Origin of the sequence: Rhodococcus sp. NPDC060090 (genome assembly GCF_042729855.1) — a bacterium.
Classification (GTDB): domain Bacteria; phylum Actinomycetota; class Actinomycetes; order Mycobacteriales; family Mycobacteriaceae; genus Rhodococcus.
This window is the reverse complement of record NZ_JBHWXB010000009.1, coordinates 210,842-230,862: the sequence shown is the minus strand read 5'-3', so window position 1 is coordinate 230,862 and position 20,021 is coordinate 210,842. Positions and strand designations below refer to the sequence as shown.

The window sequence follows — 20,021 nt, the reverse complement described above, 5'->3', positions numbered from 1 at the left end:
ACCGGTATCCCAGCAGACGGGTCCGACAACTCCGTGCACGGCCTGCCCTCGCACGCTGTCGTCCCCAGCTGCCATAGTGAGCGAGGTGAGCGCCTCTGCACCGCCCCTCCACACGCACTTGTTCGGACCTGTCGACGGCCCGCCGGTGCTGGCTCTGCACGGCCTGACCGGCCACGGCAGGCGCTGGCAGAACCTGGCCGATCGCTACCTCCCCGACCTCCGCGTGATCGCGCCGGATCTACGGGGACACGGCCGGTCTCCGTGGGCGCCCCCGTGGAGTTTCGAATCCCACGTTCAGGACCTGCTGGGTGTCCTCGACGCACACACCCGCGAACCGGTCACTGTGGTGGGGCATTCGTTCGGCGGTGCACTGGCGCTGCACCTCGCCGCCGCAGCACCCGGCCGGGTCCGCGCGCTGGTTCTGCTCGATCCCGCGATCTCGCTGCCGTCCGACCGCCTGCTCGAGGTCGCCGATCTCACCGTGCGCTTCCCCGACTACACCGACGAGGCCGAGGCCCGCTCCGAGAAGGTGCACGGCGATTGGGGTGAGGTGGCCTCGGAACTTCTCGACGCGGAGATCACCGAGCATCTCGTCGCACTCGACTCCGGCCGGGTGAATTGGCGTTACTGCGTGCCGGCTCTGGTGGCGTCGTGGGGCGAACTGGCACGCGAGTTCGTGCTGCCGCCCGGCCACGTCCCGACAGTCCTGGCACGCGCAGGCAAGGTCCATCCCGCCTACACGTCGGATGCGTTCCGCGCGGCACTGGCCGAACGGCTCGGCTCCCACCTGACGATGCTCGAACTCGACTGCGACCACATGATCGACCAGGCGATGCCCGCGACCGCGGCAGAACTGGTCAGGAAGGTGCTGTAGGCATGGTCACCACGGACGCTCAGATCGAGCATGTGCGCGCACTCGTCGCATCGATTCCCGCCGGGTCCGTGGCGACCTACGGAGACATCGCCGATGCGGCGGGCCTGTCCAGTCCACGCACCGTGGGATGGATCATGCGGACCGACAGTTCCGACCTGCCATGGCACCGGGTGGTCCCGGCGTCGGGCAAACCTGTCGCCCATCTGGCCCGTCGCCAGCTGGCCGGGCTCGAGCTCGAAGGCACACCGATCACCGGTGATCGGATCGACATGTCGCGTGCGCGCCACCGTTTCTGACGGGCACCCTCACGTTGTCAGGGGATGTCGGGCAGCATGAGGGCATGTCCACGCTGACCGAATCCGAGGCCGTCATCGTCGCGGGAGGGCGAGCCACCCGCATGGGTGGTATCGACAAGCCCGCACTCGTCGTTGCGGGCCGATCGATGCTCGACGCTGCGATCGCCGCGGTGGAAGGATTCGCCCGCATCACGGTAGTGGGCCCACGCCGCGACGATCTCGATCCCGCTGTCGTCCAGGTTCAGGAGTCGCCGGCAGGCGGCGGGCCGGTCGCTGCCCTCGCCGCTGCCCGTCCCACGGCGGAGGTCGTCGTGACTCTCGCAGCCGACCTCCCGTTCGTCTCCGCCGAATCGATCGTTGCTCTGATCGGCACGCTCGATACTGCACCCGACGCGGATGCGGCCTTCGCCGTCGACAGCAGCGGGAGGGTTCAGTTCCTCCTCGCCGTGTGGCGCGGGCCCGCGCTCGCCGCACGGCTGTCGGCACTCGGACCCGATCCCTCCGATCAGCCGATGAAAGCGCTGCTGCCGGAGCATTACGTCACGGCGGTCGTACCCGGGACCGCGGACTGCGACACACCCGACGATCTACATCGAGCCCGCGCCGCTGCGAACTCGTCGGTGGACCCGAACGAAGCGCGCAGGATCGTTCGAGAGGCTCAGCACCCGTTACCGGTTCGCAGTATTGCACCCCACGAGGCCTTCGGGACCACGCTCGCTGCCCCACTCGTCGCCGCGGCGCCGCTGCCACCGGCTGCGACGTCCGCCATGGACGGATACGCGGTGTCCGGAAGCAGCCCGTGGACACTGCGGACGGAGATTCGATACGCAGGCGCCGTCGGTGAATTCGCACTGAAGTCCGGGGAGGCCGCCCGCATCGCCACCGGCGCACACCTACCGTCGGGTGCGACGTCGGTGGTGCGCGACGAGTATGTCGTCGTCGAGGACGGGATCGTCACACGTCTCGAGAATGCTCCGGTGCGTGACGACTTCCGCCGTATCGGCGAGGAATGGGAGTCCGGAGTCGTGCTGGCGGAAGCAGGCTCGGCCGTCACGCCCGCGGTTGTCTCCACGGCAGCGAGCGGTGAGGTGTCGCGCATCGACGTGCGTGGCCCCGCGCGGGTCCATGTCGTGCTCACCGGCGACGAGATCCGTCGCAGCGGCCCGCTACGCGAGGGACAGACCCGCGATTCGCTCGGGCCGATCCTTCCCCAGTTCGTGTCGTGGTGCGGTGCGGACGTGGCCGGAGGTGGGCATCTTCGCGACACAGCAGACGCGTTCGACGTCCTGCTGCGTACGACCACCGACGCCGACGTGATCGTGATCGTCGGTGCAACCGGTCGTGGGGCGGCGGATCAGCTGCGCGGTGCGCTCGCGCGCGCGGACGCCTCGGTCGTCGTCGAACGAGTGCGGTGCAAGCCGGGGGGATCCCAGGTCGCGGCAGTGCTTTCGGATGGTCGAGCGGTTCTCGGGCTTCCGGGTAATCCTGTGGCGGCGCTGTCGACCCTGCTCGTGATGTTGCCCTCGATCGTCGACGGGCGAACGCTCCGCACATCGGCAACACCGCTGACGGCACCGTTGGAGAACGCATCGGACGTGACCGGCGACATCACCCGCTTCCTCCCTGCCCGACAACTATCCGATGGGAAGTGGGTGTGCGACAACACTGTTCGGACTTCACACCTCGCCGGCCTCATCGGCCGTTCCGCGATTGCCCTGGTACCGCCGAATGCCGCCGACGGCGACTCGGTCGAGCTGTTGCCACTCCCCCGCTGACTGTCACTGTCACCGTTCAGGAAACGTGTAAAAACGTGTCCCGAGTCGACGCCTCACGATGTCGACGTTGGCCCGCGCCGGTGGGTGCGGGTCTTCCCGTGGCAGTACCCGTTGCCCGCGCAGTGCGGGTCTTACGTGGGTTTCCATCGGGCTCGTTTTCCGTCGCCCCGCAACTCGGGGAGGACGCCTCGGTCAGCGCCGCGAGGTTGCGGGCCGCGTTGAGGTCACGATCGATGCGCAGTCCGCACCCATCGCAGATGTAGATCCGTTCGGACAGGCGCAGTTTGGCTTTCACCACGCCACAGGCCGAACACGTTTTAGAGCTGGGGTACCAGCGGTCCGCCACCAGGATGCTTCCCCCATGCCGGTCGGCCTTGTATGCGAGCTGCCGACGAAACTCGCCCATCCCGACACCCGCGATATGCCGGGCGAGCCGCCGGTTGCGGACCATCCCGGCCACGTTGAGATCCTCGACCACCACCGTGGTGTGCTCGGCGACGAGTCGGGTGGAGAGTTTGTGCAGACCATCTTGTCGGGCGTTCGCCACGGATGCGTGCAGACGTGCGATCCTCGACTGGGTTTTGCGCCACCGGTTCGACGGCTCCTGCCGGGTGCGGCGGTCCGGGCCTACCCGCCGCGCGCCCTGGCGACCGAGGCGCCGCAACTCCTTCTGCGCCCGCTCCAGGTGTCGCGGGTTCGCGATGACTTCACCGGTGGACAGGACCGCGAGGGACTTGATCCCCAGGTCCACCCCCACCACCGACGTCGATCCGGCCGGACTCGGGGCGGGCCGTTCGACGTCGACGGAGAACGAGACGAACCATCGGCCGCGGGTGAACGACACGGTGGCCGACCGGATCCGCGCGGTCCCGGACTCGACCCGCCGCGCGAGTTTCCGTGTCGATTCGTGGGTGCGGACGATCCCGATTCGGGGCAACTTCACATGCCGGCGATCGCCGTCGGCGAGCCCGAACGCCCCGGTGGTGAACCGGCACGAGAGCGTGCCGCGCTTGCCTTTGAACCGGGGGAAGTGGACCTTCGGGCCCTTCCTCTTCCCCGACCGCGAACCCGACCAGTTCGACAATGCGGTCGCGAGGTTCGCCAACCCCGACGAGTACGCCTCCTTCGAGTTCTCCCCCCACCACGGTGCAGATTCGCCTTTGGCCTGGTTCCAGTCCTTGCGGAGGCTGTAGGCGGACCAACCCACCGACGGAGTCACGTCAGTGTCGTCGATCCCGTAGGAGCGTTCCGCGGCCCGCTGGTCGAGGTTCGCCTTCACCCGTGCCAAACCCCAGTTGAACGCGAAACGCTGCCCACCGCAATGGGACCGAAGGTCGTGCTCTTGTCCGGTGGTAGGGTCCAGTGCGAACCGGTAGGCCTGGATGACAGTGCTCATCCGGCGGCGGCATCTTCCGCGGCGGCGCGAACTCCCGCCTCAGCGCGGCGCCGCGCGGACCGACGTCCGTACAGGCGTGCACACATCGAGGTCAGTACGTCGACCATGTCCGCCGCCAGATCGTCGTTCACCTCGGAATCGTCGAGGACGATGATCCGGCGGCCGGACGCTGCTAGCGCGGCCTCGAGGTGCTCGACACCGAACCGGGCCAGCCGGTCCCGATGTTCAACCACGATCGTCGTCACAGTCGGATCCGAGAGCAGCTTCCGCAGCTTTGCGCGATGAGCGTTGAGGCCGGACCCGACCTCGGTCACCGTCTCGGCGAGCATGATGCCCCGTACTCCGCATGTCTCGGCAACCCGGCCGGCTTGCCGTTCCAGATCGGCACGCTGAACCGACGACGACACCCGGCAGTACGCCACAGTCCGCCCTAGCGAAGCCGCGGGAGGGTCGATGAGGATCGTCCCGGTTGGGAGCTGACGAGCAGGCACCGGCAACGTTCCGGCGTGAAACCAGCTCAACGCAGTCCGGTACGAAACCCCTTGCCTATTGGCCCACTCCTTCAACTTCACCACCGCAGCATGACATAAAACAGCACAGATTTACTCAGAATAATGAACAGTTGACGCCCCCGCTCATAGCCGAACGTCACGTTCGGTCACTCGGAGTGCATGAATGTCGCCTTCGGCCATTGCGCGGTGGCGACTGCGGTCCGGTAGCGCCGCACGACCAATTCGACGATCGAGTCGGTCACCCCCAGCGGCGCGGAGACACCGTCGGCTCCGCATTCGAGCAGGCGACCATGGAACAGGCCCTCGGCGAGCAGGTACGACGCGATGAACACCCTGCGAGCCCCCTGCTCCCGCAGATCGTCCACGACCTCGGCCACCCGGGGAGCTCCCGTGGCGACATATCCGATCCTGACCGTGGTTCGGGTCAGCGACTCCAGCATCCGGGCCGCGGAGCCGACGTCGCACAGGGCGCGCGGGTCGGACGATCCCGCTGCCGCGAGAACCACGGCGTCGCCGGGGCACCATCCCGCATCCTGCAAGCGCCTCATCAGCACTCGTGCCAGCACAGGATCCGGCCCGAGGGCGTCCGTCACCACAACCCCGCGGTGACCACTGTCGGCAACCTCACGGGGAACATCGGTGTGCACGTGGTAGCCCGAGGCAAGAAACGCAGGCACGAGCACGGCCGGGCGCTCACTGTCGCGCAGAACCTCGGCGGGGGACGGTCCGAGTACGTCGACGAATGCCACGCGTGTCGGGCCCGCCGTCCGCGACACCTCGCTCGCGAGCTCGGCGACCATCTCGACACCCCGGGGATTCCGAGTGCCATGGGCGACGAGGAGCAGCGCTGGATCAGCCCCGTTCATCATTCCTCCAGCTCCACTGCCAGTCGGTATCCACGTTTGACGACGGTCTGTACCAGCGCGGGCACACCGAGCGCCGAACGCAGGCGTGCCACCGCGGTCTCGACAGCGTGGGTGTCGCCACCACCGCCGGGCAGGGCGGTCAGCAGTTCTTCACGGGAGACCACGTTGCCGGGCTTCGCTGCCAGCGCCCGGATCAGTGCCATACCTGCGGGGGCGAGGCAGCGCACCTCGTCGTCGACGACGACGCACCTGCCGCGCAGCCCGAGGACATGGGCACCGATGTTGATACGGACGGCACGCCGGGGCAGGTCCTCCGCGATGTGGCGTGCGAGCGATCCGAGGCGTGCCCGCGTCGGCATCGTCACGGGCACATCGAGTTCGATCAACGGTGCGGCGGTGACCGGGCCGACGCACACGGCGGTGACTCCGGTGCGCAGTCCCTGCAGCATCGTTTCGAGCATTCCGGTTGCCTTGGCCCTCATCAGCATCGACGCGACCGCCGGTGCGCTGGTGTAGGTCACGGCGTCGAGTGCGCGGTCGCTGATCTGCTCGATCATCCGGTCCAGCGAGGTCGAATCCTCCGGTGGCGTCCAGCGGTACACGGGCACCGCTACGACGTCGGCCCCGGCGGCGCGCAGGACGTCGCACAGGTCGTCACCCGGTTCCCACTCGGTCCGCTCGCCGTGGAGTTGCACGGCGATCCGCTTCCCCGCGACACCTTCCGCGAGGAGGTGCTCGAGGACCTCGCTGGAGGACTCGGACTCCGGCGACCATTCCTCCCGCAGTTCTGCGGCCCGAATCGCCCCCGTCACCTTCGGCCCACGCGCAAGGATGCGGCTCGCGCTCAGCGCCCTCGACAGGCTGTCCGCGAGCCCCCATCCGTCCGCCGCACCCATCCAGCCGCGGAACCCGATCGCGGTGGTCGCTATGGTCACGGCCGGCGGGTCGGCGACGATGGCACGCGTGGCGCGCTCGAGTTCGGCGTCGTCTGAGAGCGGGATGATCCGGATCGCGGGAGCGAGGACGACGTCGGAGCCTCGCCTCGTGAGCAGCGTCGCGAACTCATCCGCGCGCCGCGACGCAGTCACTCCGATGGTGAACCCGCGCAGTGGCGTGTTCTCGGAGCTCACGAAACGACGCCGGTGTCCACGGCCTCGACGCCGACACCACCGCGGAGCTTGCTGTGGACCTGCACGACCCCTGCCCACACACGGACGTCGTATACCGGCAGGCTCACGGTGGGACCGTCGAGGCAACGGCCGTCGTCGAGCGAGTAGACCTGTTTGAGAAGCGGCGACGCCACGGTCGGTTCACCGGCACGGTCGCCGACGATTCCCCTCGACATCACGGCGGCGCGACCGACCGGGTCGATGTTGCCGACAGCACGCAACGTACCGTCGTCGAGCAGGAACAACGCCACCTGCTCGCCCCCGCGCAGCAACACGGCCACGCCCCGCCCGGGGATGAGGTGGCTCAGCGGGCAGGCCGATGTCCATTCCAGCCGGCCGTTCAGCACGCTGTCGCGTGTCGTGGTCTCCGTGGTCGGCATCGCGGTGACGGTCATGGGTCCTCACCTTTCTTTCATGGGGTTCGAGCTGGCTACCCGGAATTCTGGTCCTCCGGTGTTTCTACTGCGTTACCCGGCGGTTCCCGCCCGGTAATCACGCCCTAGTTCGACTCGTCGGCCCTGACTCCGGGCATTCCCATCAGAACAGGTACCTTGCGTGCGCCGGAATCGTCGAACTGCACGGTGGGGTCGGCCTCGTCGGGAGCGTTGACGAACGAGACGAAGCGTGCCAGCTTCTCCGGGTCCTCGAGCACGCCGGCCCACTCGTCCTTGTATCCGGCGACGTGCTTGGTCATCGCTGCTTCGAGTTCTTCGCCGATGCCGAGGCTGTCCTCGCACACGACAGCCCTGAGGTGATCGAGCCCGCCGTCGAGTGCATCGAGCCACGGCGCGGTGCGCTGGAGACGATCGGCGGTCCTCACGTAGAACATGAGGAACCGGTCGATGTACTTGACGAGGGTCTCGTCGTCGAGACCTCCGGCGAGCAACTGCGCGTGTGTGGGCGACTGACCGCCGTTGCCGCACACGTATAGGTTCCAGCCGCCGTCGGTGGCGATGATCCCGACGTCCTTGCCGCGGGCCTCGGCGCATTCACGCGCACATCCGGACACACCGAACTTGAGCTTGTGCGGAGACCGCAGCCCCCGGTAGCGGTTCTCGAGGTCGACTGCCATGCCCACCGAGTCCTGCACGCCGTAGCGGCACCAGGTCGAGCCGACGCAACTCTTGACTGTCCGCAGTGACTTTCCGTAGGCCTGACCGGACTCCATCCCCGCGTCGACCAGCCGCTTCCAGATCTGGGGCAGCTGCTCGACCCGGGCACCGAACAGGTCGACGCGCTGACCACCGGTCATCTTCACGTAGAGCCCGAAGTCTCGGGCCACCTCACCGATGACGATGAGCTGCTCGGCGGTGCATTCACCGCCGGGCATCCGCGGCACCACGGAGTAGGTGCCGTTCTTCTGGATGTTGGCGAGGAAATGGTCGTTGGTGTCCTGCAGACCGGCCTGGCTGCGGTGCAGGATGTGGTCGGAGTCCGTCGAGGCGAGGATCGATGCAGCGACCGGCTTGCAGATGTCGCAGCCGCGACCGGTGCCGTGGCGCTCGATCAGAGTGGAGAAGGTCCGGATCCCTGTGGCCTGCACGATCTGGAAGAGCTCGGCGCGGGACTGCTCGAAGTGCTCGCACAGCGCCTTCGACATCTCCACACCCGAGGATGCCAGGAGTTGCTTGACGGTGGGAAGGCAGCCGCCACAGGTGGTGCCTGCACCCGTGCATCCCTTGATCTGCGCGATATCGCATGCACCATCGGCGATCGCCCCGCAGATTGCACCTTTCGTGACGCCGTTGCACGAGCACACTTCGGCGTCGTCGGGCAGCGACCCCGCTCCCGGCTTCTCCCCCGCCGGCGAGATCAGCGACGCCGGATCGCCGGGCAGTTCACGTCCCACCAGGGGCCGCAGCGACCCGTACGCGGAGGCATCGCCGACGAGAATGCCCCCGAGAAGGATTTTGGCGTCGTCCGAGACGACGAGCTTGGCGTAGTTACCCTTCGCCGAGTCCGACAGCACGACCTCGAGCGCACCTGGGGTCCGTGCGTGTGCGTCGCCGAAGCTGGCGACGTCGACACCGAGAAGCTTGAGTTTCGTCGACATGTCGGCACCCGGGAACTCGGCGTCGCCACCGAGCAGCCGATCGGCGACGACCTCGGCGGTGCTGTACCCGGGTGCGACGAGGCCGTAGCAGACCCCGTCGACCGCGGCGACCTCTCCGATCGCGTAGACGGCTTCGTCGTTGGTGCTGCGGCACGAGAGGTCCGTGAGCACACCACCGCGGCCGGCAAGGTCGAGTCCTGCCTCTCGCGCAAGATCGTCGCGGGGCCGGACACCCGCCGAGAACACGACCAGGCCCGCATCGATCGTGCTGCCGTCCGACAACGACACCTGCAGACCCGCAGGCCCCGGTTCGATCTTCTCGGTGGCGACCCCGGTGTGTGTGACGAGACCGAGCCCGGTGACGAGCCGGTCGAGGACCTTGCCTCCACCCTCGTCGACCTGGGCGGGCATGAGCCGGTCGTTGTACTCGACGACGTGTGCGGTCAGACCCATTCCGCGCAAGGCGTTCGCGGCCTCGAGACCCAGCAGGCCGCCACCGACCACGATGCCGTCCGCGCTCCGCCCGGCGGTCTGCGCATCGGCCACGGTCCGTGCTGCGGCGTCGCGGATACCGTCGAGGTCGTCGAGCGTGCGGTAGACGAAACAGCCTGGCAGGTCGTGCCCGGGCACCGGCGGCACGAACGCGAAGGAACCGGTCGCGAGAACGAGCGCGTCATAGGGCAGGACCTCCCCGTCGCCGGTGGTGACGGTGCGCGCCGACCGGTCGATCGATGCCACGCGCGTCCCGATCCGAAGTTCGACGAGGTCGTCGCCGCGGTAGTCGTTGCCTGCGAGCGCGAGTTCCTTGCGGTCCCACGAGCCGACGTACGAGGACAGGCCGACACGGTCGTAGGCGGGGTCCCCCTCTTCGCACAGCACCGTGACCGACCATGCGTCCTGAGCGTCGCGGGCGCGCAGCGCCTCGACGAAACGGTGTCCGACCATGCCGTGACCGGCGACGACTACGTTCTTGCGGCTCATGGTTCTTCCTTCTCTTCGTGCAGGTGGTGCTGGTACTGGTGTGGCGATCAGGCGGACGCGGCCGGGGTCTGCTCGATTTCTGCGTCCTGCCGCGGGGCCCGCAAGAAGACCGCCCAGGTCACGGCGATGCAGGCCAGGTAGAAGGCTGCGAAGACCCAGAAGGCCATGGTCGCGGACTGTGCCTCACCGGAGTAGGAGGCGCGGAGCACCAAGTTGATGCCGACTCCACCGAGACCGCCGATGGCACCGGCGAACCCGATGAGCGCACCCGACATGCTGCGCGACCACGCTGCCTTCTCGGCTCGATCGAAATCGTCGAGGCCTTGTGCTTTCGCCTCGAAGATCGACGGGATCATCTTGTACACCGAGCCGTTGCCGAGTCCGGACAGCAGGAACAGAGCGACGAATCCGAGAACCAGCGCGACCATGATCCCGCCGGATGCGGCTCCCTCTGTCGCGTCGTCCAGCGTTCCCGCGACGATGAGGACCCCCGCGGCGAGTGCCATTGCGACGAACGTCCAGAGGGTGATGCGTCCACCGCCGATCCGGTCGGCGAGTTTGCCGCCGAGGGGCCGTGCCACCGAGCCGAGCAGCGGTCCGATGAAGGCGATCTGCGCGGCGTGGAGCGCGGCCTGCGCGGGGGTGTCGCCACCGGCGAGGAAGTTGATCTGCAGCACCTGGCCGAATGCGAAGCTGAATCCGATGAACGAGCCGAATGTGCCGATGTAGAGGAAGGAGATGACCCACGAGTCGCTGAATCTCAGGCTCTCGCCCATCGCTCGAAGATCGGCACGCTGGTCGCCGAGGTTGTCCATGAACAGGGCCGCACCGAGGGCCGCACCCGAGCAGAGGACCAAGTAGATTGCGCAGACGATCCAGGGTGCGGTGTTCCCTACGGTCGCGATGACCAGCAGACCGATCAGCTGGATCACGGGGACGCCGATGTTGCCGCCGCCGGCGTTCAGCCCGAGCGCCCACCCCTTGAGCCGCTGCGGATAGAACGCGTTGATGTTGGTCATCGACGACGCGAAGTTGCCGCCGCCGACACCTGCGAGTGCCGCGACCAGCATGAACGTGGTATACGAGTGGCCTGGGTTCAGCATCAGGTAGAGCGTGGCCACGGTCGGAACGAGCAGGATGAGGGCGCTGAAGATCGTCCAATTGCGCCCGCCGAATTTCGCGGTCGCAACCGTGTACGGGATGCGCAGGATCGCGCCCACGAGGGTAGGCACTGCGACGAGGAAGAATTTGCCTGCGGCGTCGATGCCGTAGATCTCGGTGGGCATGAACAACACCATCACCGACCAGATCGACCACACCGAGAAGCCGACGTGTTCAGCGATCACCGACCAGATCAGGTTGCGCTTGGCGATGTCCTTGCCGCCCGCCTCCCACGCGTCGACATCCTCCGCATCCCACTTGTCGATGTAGTGTTTGCGCGCGAATTTGCTTCGCAGCGGCTCTTTTTCGAGTGCAACACTCACGCCCGTCCACCCCTCTCAGGTTTCTGATGGTCCTAAGGTATGGAGCGGGTGTTGCCGCGGTGCTGCCCGCGGTGACTGGAAAGTCAAGAGTTCCTCACCGGATGCAGCGCCCCGGTGTGAGCACGCCGCAGTACCCGAAATACAGCGGTACCCGAAATACAGCAGTACCGGAAGTACGGCAGTGTCAGAGGAGTAGCCGCACCAGGTCGGTGGTGTGCGCGAGGCCGGGAAACGCTTCCTCGGTGGACCGCGGATGCAAGGCGTGGACCGCGAGCCGAAACATCGCCGCGCGCAGGAGCATCTGCGACCATTCCGGCAGGTCTTCCCACCTGCCGATCAATGCATCGTCGGCACCGCCCCACGACAGAGCGTCGACGACAGCCACTGCTGCTGCCCACGACGCCGGCCGCCAGTAGGGAGTGATGTCGGTCAGCCCCGGAGCCGCACGACCCGCGAACAGCACCGTGCCGAAGAGGTCGCCGTGGACGAGTTGGTCGGGAAGGTGCACGGGCTTGCGGAACGTGGCGAGTTGCGCAATCAGGTCGAGGCTCTTCCGTCCGTCGGGGGTGACCGTTTCGGGCGCACCGGCCGCCCGCGCCGAGCGCAGCGGCACCGTCTCCCACGCGGCACGGTCCGCGGCGACGAACACGTCGACATCCGCCCAGGGCGCGACGGGAGGCTGCATCAGGAATCGGGGACGTTCGAGCTGGGAGGTGGCTGCGTGGAGTCGCAGCGACAGGGACACCACTTCGTCGTGCCGAGGTTCGGAGGTACCGACGATGTAGGTGTCGGCGCGCCAACCGGACACCACGTACCGCCCGTCGGTCGCCCGGACCGGCCGGGCCAGTCGGACCCCGTCGACGGTGAGGGTTTCCCGAACTTTCGCCGACCACGCGGCACGCGCATGGTCGGCCACCCTGGACAGGACCACATCGCCACAGCGGTAGCCGCCGTCCCAGTCGGCCCCGAGCGGGACCGGCTGGACGTCGCGAAGACCGAACGTGGAGCACACGTGTTGCGGGGGTTCGAGCGGACTCACGGGGCCCACGGTACCGCCGGTATGCAGCGGAGCAGGGATGGCACCCCGCGCGGCCAGGTCACAAGTTGACACCGATGCGCCCGGAGCTCTTGCGTCCGCCGTCCTGCCACACGAAGTCTTTTCCGGTCGAGCGCCGGTGTCAGTACAGCGGCAGCGATGTGTCGACCTGCTGCGCCCAGGCCACGACACCACCCTGTAGGTGGGTTGCGTCGGCGAACCCGGCGCGCCGGAGTACGGCGAGGGCCTCCGCCGACCGGATGCCCGTCTTGCAGTACAGAACGATCGGCGTGTTCTGAGGCAGCTCGGCGAGTGCGTCGCCCGACACGATCCGGTCCTTCGGCACGAGTCGCGCCCCGTCGATACGGACGATGTCCCATTCGACCGGGTCACGGACGTCGATCATTGCGATGTCGCGACCTGAGTCGATCATCGTCCGCAGCTCGGTTGCGGTGATCGTCGCATCAGCTCCCTCGGCAGCCACGTTCTCCGGCACGATTCCGCAGAACGCCTCGTAGTCGACGAGCTCGGTCACCGGCGATCGCGCCGGGTCGCGTCGCAGCGTGACGGTGCGGAAGGTCATGGCGAGTGCGTCGTAGATCATCAGACGGCCCAGCAACGGGTCGCCGATCCCGGTGATCAGCTTGAGTGCTTCGGTGGCCATGATCGTGCCGACCGTGCCCGGAAGCACACCGAGTACTCCGCCTTCCGCGCACGACGGCACCATGCCCGGTGGCGGAGCCTCGGGGTAGAGATCGCGGTAGTTGAGCCCGCGCCCATTCGGTGCGTCTTCCCAGAACACCGAGATCTGGCCTTCGAACCGGAAGATCGACCCCCACACGTACGGCTTGCGGGCAAGGATCGCGGCGTCGTTGACGAGATACCGGGTCGCGAAGTTGTCGGTGCCGTCCAGAATCAGGTCGTACTGTTCGAACAGCGCCACAGCGTTGCGCGAATCCAGCCTCACCGGGTGCAGACGCACGGTGAGGTTGTCGTTGAGTGCACGGACGCTGTCACGAGCGCTCTCCCCCTTCGACCGCGCGATATCCGCCTGTCCGTGGATGATCTGCCGTTGCAGGTTCGATGATTCGACATGGTCGTCCTCGACGATGCCGATGGTGCCGACGCCGGCGGCGGCGAGATACAGCAACGCGGGTGATCCGAGACCACCGGCACCGATGAACAGCACTTTTGCGTTCTTCAGCCGCTTCTGACCCACGACACCGACATTCGGGATGATCAGGTGCCTGCTGTATCGGGCGATTTCCTCGCGGGTGAGCTCACCTGCGGGCTCGACCAGCGGCGGTAGGGCAGGAGTCGGTTCCACCGACGGCAGTACGGTCACGATCTACTCCTCTGCGGGGGACACCGCCGATTGTCCCACCGTCGACGACCGTTGTCCGAGGCGGTCACGCTCCGCGGGGAAACGGCCAGGGGTTGAAGCGGCAGACCTTTCCGTCTGCGGGAACGATCCCCTCGGGATCGAGTCGAGCGATATCGTCGTTCGCGGTGCCGTAGGACTGCTGCATCATGATCGGCGCGAGTCCACCATCGGTGGTACATCCTTCGTGCGCGGCATAGCCCACCGCGTGCCCGACCTCGTGGTTGACCAGGTACTGGCGGTACGAACCGATGTCACCGTCGAACGCGACCGCGCCCCGAACCCAGCGCGGCTCGTTCACGAGCACCCGTTCGACGCCGGGGTTGAAGCACGAACCTTCGAGTTCGATGTCGTATCCGCAGTATTGCCGGATCGTCATCTGCGAGGTGAGCGAGACCCGGAAGTCGGGTTCCTCGTTGTCGACCCGCCGGAACGCGAATGCCCGGTCGGCGGTCCAACTCCTCGGGTCGGCGAGGGTCTCGTCGACCATCTTGGCGAACGCGGCGTCTCCGCCGTACGCGGTGGTATCGACCCCGTCCTCGATCTCCACCGTGTAGGTGAACGTCTGCCGCTCGCCGTATCCGGCTTGCTCGGTGCTGCCGGGAAGCACCCTCCAGGTACCGGCGCCGCTCTCCACGAACGATCCGCCCTCGGGCAGCGCACCGGACTCGAAATCGGCCGGAAAGTTACCGTCGGCGACGGGCGCCTCCGCGGCGACGGCGTCGTCCACAGCCCCTGCCGTGCCGTCATCGTTCGCAAGCGCAGGCGTTGTGTCGCCCTGCACCGCATCCCACACCACGAACACAGTCACTGCGGCGAGCACGGGCACCGCGTAGGCGCGCCACCCGTACCGGGCGACGAAGCGCCCGACGCGGGTCTGCTTGCGCACATCTCGCGTCGGTCGCGGCCGACGCGGCGGACGACGGTCGCCTCCGACCGGATCCCATTGTGCCCGGAGCGGTTGCCTGACCCCTGAACGCGGGCCCGATTCGTCCAGTGGCCGACGCGCGCGAAGACGGGAGTCCTGTGATTGCTGCGAGTCCCGTGATTGCAGGGCCGAGCCGTGCGGTTGCCGGGTCGTACGTGCTCCTCCTCGGTCGATCACGTTGCCAGAATGTCACATTGCGGTGGATCGGACGGGGTGTCCGTGATGGGTCCTGACTTCTCGTACAAGGACCCACCGCGCCACTCGAAAAGGCGGATACTCGACGGTAGGGCTATCCGCCTGCACCGACACCGACCTGTAACCTGCAGAGATGATTCGCGTCGACGTAGCAATGCTCACGATCGTCGCTTGTTCAGATTGGGAGTCAGCATGACCGAAGTCGCCGCCCGAGCCTCGGGACGAGGCAACACCACCGGCACGAAGCGCGGATCGCGAATGCCGAGGGACGAGCGACGCGCTCAGCTGCTCGAGGCAGCCAGCGAGGTGTTCGTCACGCGTGGCTACCACGCCGCCGGTATGGACGAGATCGCCGACTGCGCGGGGGTCAGCAAGCCGGTCTTGTACCAGCATTTCCCCGGCAAGCTCGAGTTGTATTGTGCAGTCCTCCAGAACTATGTCGACATCCTGATCAACGGGGTGCGACAGGCTCTGCGTTCGACCACCGACAACAAGCAGCGCGTCCGCGCCGCCGTCCAGGCGTTCTTCGATTTCGTCGACAACGACAGTCAAGGTTTCCGGCTGGTGTTCGAGTCCGACCTCATGGGCGAGCCTCAGGTCGCGCGCCGCGTCGAGCAGGCCACCGAGGCATGCGTGGACGCCGTGTTCGATCTCGTCGCCCACGATTCAGGTCTCGATCCGTACCGCGCCCGCATCCTCGCGGTCGGACTCGTCGGTACGAGCCAGTTCACAGCGCGCTACTGGCTCGACGCGGCCCGGCCGATTTCCAAAGAGGACGCCGTCGACACCACCGTGGCCCTTGCGTGGGGCGGTCTCAAGCACGTCCCGCTGCAGCCCGAGTTGCAGAAGCGCTGACCGCCACTCGGACGGTCCACCGACGACGAAGGCCGGGATGCACTCGAGTGCGTCCCGGCCTCTCGTCGTGTGCGACGTCAGCTCGCTGCGAAGCCCACCTTGCCCGCGGTACCGGGGCCGATGTCCACGTACGTGATCTTGTCGGCCTGCACGAGAACCTTGCGGCCCTTCTCGTCCACGAGGGCGAGTACGCCCTTGTTTCCGCCGTTCAGGGCATCGGTCACGAGCGCTTCCACCTCATCGGGTGTCTGTTCGCTGACGATGACGATTTCGCGCGGGCTGTCCGCGACACCGATCTTGACCTCCACGAAAGACCTCCGAGATTCTCAGGCTGAATTGCTTGTCCTCGCCAGGCTAATGCAACCCGAGCACTGCCATCCGCTTGGCGTGCTCGACCTGCATGCGATCGATGAGCGCGGCGATGTTCGACAGGTCGCCCGACGCGAGAATGACGAGTTCGGCCAGGTCTTCACGTTGTGCGAGCACGTACTGTGCCTGCGTGATCGCCTCACCGAGCAGGCGCCGGCCCCACAGCATGAGCCGATCCTTCTGCGTGCTGCTGCGTTCGACGACCGCCCTGACCTCCTGCACCACGAACTCGGAGTGTCGCGTCTCGGCGAGCACTCCATGTACAACGGTGGCAACCTGCGGATCGAGCATGTCGGCGATCTCACAATAGAAATCGGCCGCGATTCCGTCACCTACATACGCCTTGACCAACGACTCGAGCCACGTGGAGGGAGTCGTCGATTCGTGGTACGCCTCGAGCACCTGGTTGTAGGGCTCCATGGCTGTGTAGACATCCACACCTCGCTCCTCGAGCGCGGTGCGCAAGATCTCGAAGTGGCGCATCTCGGAGGCTGCCATCTGCGCGAACGCAACTTTTCCCTGAAGCGACGGCGAGAAGGCGGCTTCGGCCGCGAGACGGTAGAACGCGGCGATCTCACCGGATGCGAGCACGGAGAACAGTTCCGAGACACCCGGATGATCGGCCGGTACCGGGGTCGCAGAGAGCGACGGGTGGAGTTCTGCTGCGGACGGCGATGTTTCGGCTCCCATGACGACAAAGCGTAGTACTACCTCGTCGAATGCGCCGCTCACGGTACAATGATGTGAGAAGACCGCGCATCGAGCCGCTCACCGTGGCCCGCGGTCTTCGACGATAATGTGCGCGCACCCGTTTGAGGATCGCTGCCGCGCTCGCGGGCCCCATCTTTCAGGCTCGCGTGAAGACGCAGGCCGGTCGCCTTGTCCACCTCGTGCGTGCGTGCCGAGACCAGGAAGGCCAGACCCCTGAGCAAGATCACCATCGACCACGAAGACGACGCGAGCGAAACCACCGTCTCCGCACAACTCGACGACACTCACGTTGCCCCCACCTTCGCCGAACTCGGCGTTCGCGACGAAATCGTCCGCGCACTGTCCGACGTGGGCATCGAGCGTACGTTCGCCATCCAGGAACTGACACTGCCGCTCGCCCTCGCCGGCGACGACCTCATCGGCCAGGCTCGCACCGGAATGGGCAAGACCTTCGGTTTCGGCGTGCCCCTGCTGCATCGCATCACCACCGCCACCGGCACCGCGCCGCTCGACGGCACCCCGCGCGCGCTGATCATCGTCCCGACCCGCGAATTGTGTGTCCAGGTCACGCAAGACCTCGAGAACGCGTCGAAGTATCTGCCCGGCAGCGGTAAGAAGGGCCTCGAAGTCCTCGCCATCTACGGCGGCCGCCCGTACGAGCAGCAGATCGACCAGCTGAAGAAGGGCGTCGACGTCATCGTCGGTACCCCGGGCCGCCTGCTCGACCTCGCCAATCAGTCGCACCTGATCCTCGGCAAAGTCGGCGTGCTCGTGATGGACGAGGCCGACGAGATGCTCGACCTCGGGTTTCTGCCCGACATCGAGCGGATCCTCGGGATGGTCCCCGACAAGCGCCAGACGATGCTGTTCTCGGCCACGATGCCCGGCCCGATCATCACGCTGGCCCGCACCTTCCTCACCCAGCCGACGCACATCCGTGCCGAGGAGGCCCAGTCCTCCGCGGTCCACGAGCGCACCAACCAGCTCGTCTACCGAGCTCACGCGCTCGACAAGGTCGAACTCGTCACTCGCATCCTCCAGGCCGAGGGCCGCGGCGCGACGATGATCTTCACCCGCACCAAGCGCACCGCACAGAAGGTCGCCGACGAACTCGCCGAACGTGGCTTCGCCGTCGGTGCCGTCCACGGCGACCTCGGGCAGATCGCTCGCGAGAAGTCGCTCGGACGTTTCCGGGAGGGCAAGATCGACGTTCTCGTCGCCACCGATGTCGCCGCGCGCGGCATCGACATCGACGATGTCACCCACGTCATCAACTACCAGTGCCCCGAGGACGAGAAGACGTACGTGCACCGGATCGGCCGCACGGGCCGTGCCGGTCGTACGGGCATCGCCGTCACACTCGTCGACTGGGACGACGTCCCTCGCTGGCAACTCATCGACAAGGCTCTCGGCCTCGACATGCCGGACCCTGTCGAAACGTACTCGAGCTCGCCCCACCTGTTCGAGGAGCTCAGCATCCCCGAGGGCATCACAGGCCATGTCCGCAAGCCCGCGACAACCCGCGTCGATTCCGAGGGCGGTTCGGGTGAACGCCCTGCGCGTAGCGAGGGTCCGACGAGACCCAAGCGCACCCGGGCCCGTCGTCGCACCGTGCGCGGCAAAGCGGTGGACGCGACCACCACGAGCCCCGACACCGCGGATGCTTCCGCGACCACAGGCCCGGCACCGACGGGCGGTGCCGACGGTAACGACGGCGACACCACGTCCGACGACACCGCGTCGAGCTCACGCCGACGTCGCCGCCGTCGCCGCAAGCCTGCAGAGGGCGACGCTGCCTCGAACAACACAGCTGCTTCGAACAACGCCGCTTCCTCGAACAACACAGCATCGAACGACGCCGGCGTGAAGGACGCAGTGTCGAGCACCTCGGCCGGCTAGAGCCACGTGCTCGCGCCCGAACGTCGCACGCGGGCCGATCTGATCGTTGCAGCGGTACTCGTCGTCGCCGTCCTGGTGGCGGCGTGTGTCGTGTGGCTGCGATCAGACGCACGCGGCACCACGTCGATCACATGGGATGGTGCGGCCACCACCCCGCCCGTCGCAGAGTCGGTGCCCGGCACCCTCATGGAGTCGTGGCGCGCTCCGAGCTCGGCGACGGCGCAGGCCGTCGTGATCGGTGACACTGCGGCCACGGCCGACGGCGATACCGTCGTCGGCCGTGATCTACGAACGGGCGCCGAGCGGTGGAGCTATCAACGCGACCGGCCGCTGTGCACGGCGATCGGCGCCTGGGGCTCCGTCGTGTCGGTCTACAACGATCCGCGCGGATGCGGTCAGGTGACTGCGCTCGACGCCGAGTCCGGCGTACGTGGCGCGCAACGTTCGAGCGATGCGGACAGCGAGGTGCATCTCGTGGACACCGGGACGCACTTGATCGCACTCGGCGACACCCGTTTGGAGATGTGGCGTTCGGATCTGGTGCGCACGATCGAATACGGCCGGGTCGACGCCCCGGTCAATCCGAATGCGCAACCCCGTAGTGGATGCGTGTTCCGTTCGGCGGATGCCGACGACAGCCACCTCGCGGTGCTCGAACAGTGTGCCGGGGAACCTGCCGAGCGGCTGACTCTGCTCGATACCACTCCGGAGGACAGCCAGAAGCCCGAAACCATTGCCTCCTCGATCATGCCTGCCGCGGTACCCGACGGAGACGCACAGATCGTTGCGGTGGTCGACGATCACACCGCTGTCTATCTGCCACCCGGCCCCGACGGTGGTGCACGCCTCGAAGTGTTCGATGCCTCGGGATCGCTCGTCGACCGGCACGAGCTGCCGCGAGAGGCTGGATCCGGCGTGTACACCGGTCCGGCGGAGAAGTTCGACGATCTGCTCCTGTGGTGGACGGGCACCGACACCATTGCACTCGACACCGATGATTTCACGCCACTCTGGACCGTCGAGGGCACACTCGGACACGGTTCCGAGATGGCCGGATCGGTGCTGCTACCCGTCGACGACGCGATCGCCGTGGTCGATCCGTCGACGGGCGGTATCGCTCGCACCATCGAGGTCGAACGCAACACGGACGCCACGGTCTCGTTGTCCGTCGCGGGCGACACCGTCCTCGAACAACGGGGCGACGACATGGTTGCGCTGACGGAATCCGGTCGGCGATGAAC

At 67.0% G+C, this 20,021-nt stretch carries 18 protein-coding genes; 6 read left to right on the top strand and 12 right to left on the bottom strand.

Features of this window, described 5'->3' with window-relative positions; all coding sequences use genetic code 11:
* The first annotated feature begins 85 nt into the window (after positions 1-85).
* From ACFWCF_RS14845 to ACFWCF_RS14835, 3 genes are read left to right on the top strand one after another with little or no spacing between them, the layout of a single operon-like run.
* Positions 86-874, top strand: a complete 789-nt coding sequence (locus ACFWCF_RS14845) for an alpha/beta fold hydrolase (protein ID WP_378562568.1) — start codon at positions 86-88, stop codon at positions 872-874.
* 2 nt (positions 875-876) lie between these two features.
* A complete protein-coding gene (locus ACFWCF_RS14840) occupies positions 877-1,170 on the top strand; it encodes an MGMT family protein (protein WP_378492645.1) in 294 nt (97 codons plus the stop codon).
* Positions 1,171-1,214: 44 nt separating this feature from the next.
* Positions 1,215-2,945, top strand: coding sequence for an NTP transferase domain-containing protein (locus tag ACFWCF_RS14835; protein WP_378562565.1), 1,731 nt, complete (start codon positions 1,215-1,217; stop codon positions 2,943-2,945).
* A 16-nt stretch (positions 2,946-2,961) separates the two neighbouring features.
* On the opposite strand, the gene tnpB is transcribed toward ACFWCF_RS14835, so the two are convergent.
* From tnpB to ACFWCF_RS14785, 10 genes are all read right to left on the bottom strand, one after another.
* The gene (gene tnpB / locus ACFWCF_RS14830) at positions 2,962-4,341 is read right to left on the bottom strand and encodes an IS607 family element RNA-guided endonuclease TnpB (RefSeq protein WP_378562563.1); all 1,380 of its coding nucleotides are present in this window, start codon (positions 4,339-4,341) and stop codon (positions 2,962-2,964) included.
* Positions 4,338-4,913 (bottom strand): IS607 family transposase, encoded by a 576-nt coding sequence (locus tag ACFWCF_RS14825; protein ID WP_378562561.1) that lies wholly within the window; start codon positions 4,911-4,913, stop codon positions 4,338-4,340. Before ACFWCF_RS14825 ends, tnpB begins: the two co-directional genes overlap by 4 nt.
* 86 nt (positions 4,914-4,999) lie before the next feature.
* Complete coding sequence (locus tag ACFWCF_RS14820; RefSeq protein ID WP_378562558.1) at positions 5,000-5,722, bottom strand: sirohydrochlorin chelatase; 723 nt, start codon at positions 5,720-5,722, stop codon at positions 5,000-5,002.
* Positions 5,719-6,849, bottom strand: coding sequence for a uroporphyrinogen-III synthase (locus ACFWCF_RS14815; protein WP_378562555.1), 1,131 nt, complete (start codon positions 6,847-6,849; stop codon positions 5,719-5,721). The genes ACFWCF_RS14820 and ACFWCF_RS14815 overlap by 4 nt, the downstream gene beginning before the upstream one ends.
* A complete protein-coding gene (gene nirD / locus ACFWCF_RS14810) occupies positions 6,846-7,283 on the bottom strand; it encodes a nitrite reductase small subunit NirD (protein WP_378492642.1) in 438 nt (145 codons plus the stop codon). Before nirD ends, ACFWCF_RS14815 begins: the two co-directional genes overlap by 4 nt.
* 104 nt (positions 7,284-7,387) lie before the next feature.
* Positions 7,388-9,922: a nitrite reductase large subunit NirB gene (gene nirB, locus ACFWCF_RS14805; RefSeq protein ID WP_378562553.1), complete on the bottom strand. Its 2,535-nt coding sequence runs from the start codon at positions 9,920-9,922 to the stop codon at positions 7,388-7,390.
* Between the two features lie 47 nt (positions 9,923-9,969).
* On the bottom strand, positions 9,970-11,406 hold the full coding sequence (locus tag ACFWCF_RS14800; protein ID WP_378562550.1) for an MFS transporter: 1,437 nt from the start codon (positions 11,404-11,406) through the stop codon (positions 9,970-9,972).
* 184 nt (positions 11,407-11,590) lie between these two features.
* Positions 11,591-12,445, bottom strand: coding sequence for a TIGR02569 family protein (locus ACFWCF_RS14795; RefSeq protein WP_378562547.1), 855 nt, complete (start codon positions 12,443-12,445; stop codon positions 11,591-11,593).
* A 139-nt stretch (positions 12,446-12,584) separates the two neighbouring features.
* Positions 12,585-13,769 carry an adenylyltransferase/sulfurtransferase MoeZ gene (gene moeZ / locus ACFWCF_RS14790; RefSeq protein ID WP_378562606.1) on the bottom strand — a complete coding sequence of 395 codons (1,185 nt, stop codon included), beginning with the start codon at positions 13,767-13,769 and terminating at the stop codon, positions 12,585-12,587.
* Positions 13,770-13,851: 82 nt separating this feature from the next.
* Positions 13,852-14,820 (bottom strand): DUF3152 domain-containing protein, encoded by a 969-nt coding sequence (locus ACFWCF_RS14785; protein WP_378562603.1) that lies wholly within the window; start codon positions 14,818-14,820, stop codon positions 13,852-13,854.
* A 318-nt stretch (positions 14,821-15,138) separates the two neighbouring features.
* On the opposite strand from ACFWCF_RS14785, the gene ACFWCF_RS14780 reads away from it, so the two are divergent.
* Positions 15,139-15,801, top strand: a complete 663-nt coding sequence (locus ACFWCF_RS14780) for a TetR/AcrR family transcriptional regulator (RefSeq protein WP_378492637.1) — start codon at positions 15,139-15,141, stop codon at positions 15,799-15,801.
* A 77-nt stretch (positions 15,802-15,878) separates the two neighbouring features.
* Here ACFWCF_RS14780 and ACFWCF_RS14775 read toward each other — a convergent pair whose 3' ends face one another.
* Positions 15,879-16,109 (bottom strand): DUF3107 domain-containing protein, encoded by a 231-nt coding sequence (locus ACFWCF_RS14775; RefSeq protein ID WP_378562544.1) that lies wholly within the window; start codon positions 16,107-16,109, stop codon positions 15,879-15,881.
* Positions 16,110-16,155: 46 nt separating this feature from the next.
* Complete coding sequence (locus ACFWCF_RS14770) at positions 16,156-16,860, bottom strand: ferritin-like fold-containing protein (protein ID WP_378562542.1); 705 nt, start codon at positions 16,858-16,860, stop codon at positions 16,156-16,158.
* A gap of 204 nt (positions 16,861-17,064) precedes the next feature.
* On the opposite strand from ACFWCF_RS14770, the gene ACFWCF_RS14765 reads away from it, so the two are divergent.
* Entirely contained in the window at positions 17,065-18,780 is a 1,716-nt protein-coding gene (locus ACFWCF_RS14765; RefSeq protein WP_378562539.1) for a DEAD/DEAH box helicase, read from the top strand.
* A 6-nt stretch (positions 18,781-18,786) separates the two neighbouring features.
* Entirely contained in the window at positions 18,787-20,019 is a 1,233-nt protein-coding gene (locus ACFWCF_RS14760) for a hypothetical protein (RefSeq protein WP_378562536.1), read from the top strand.
* The last annotated feature ends 2 nt before the right edge of the window (positions 20,020-20,021 follow it).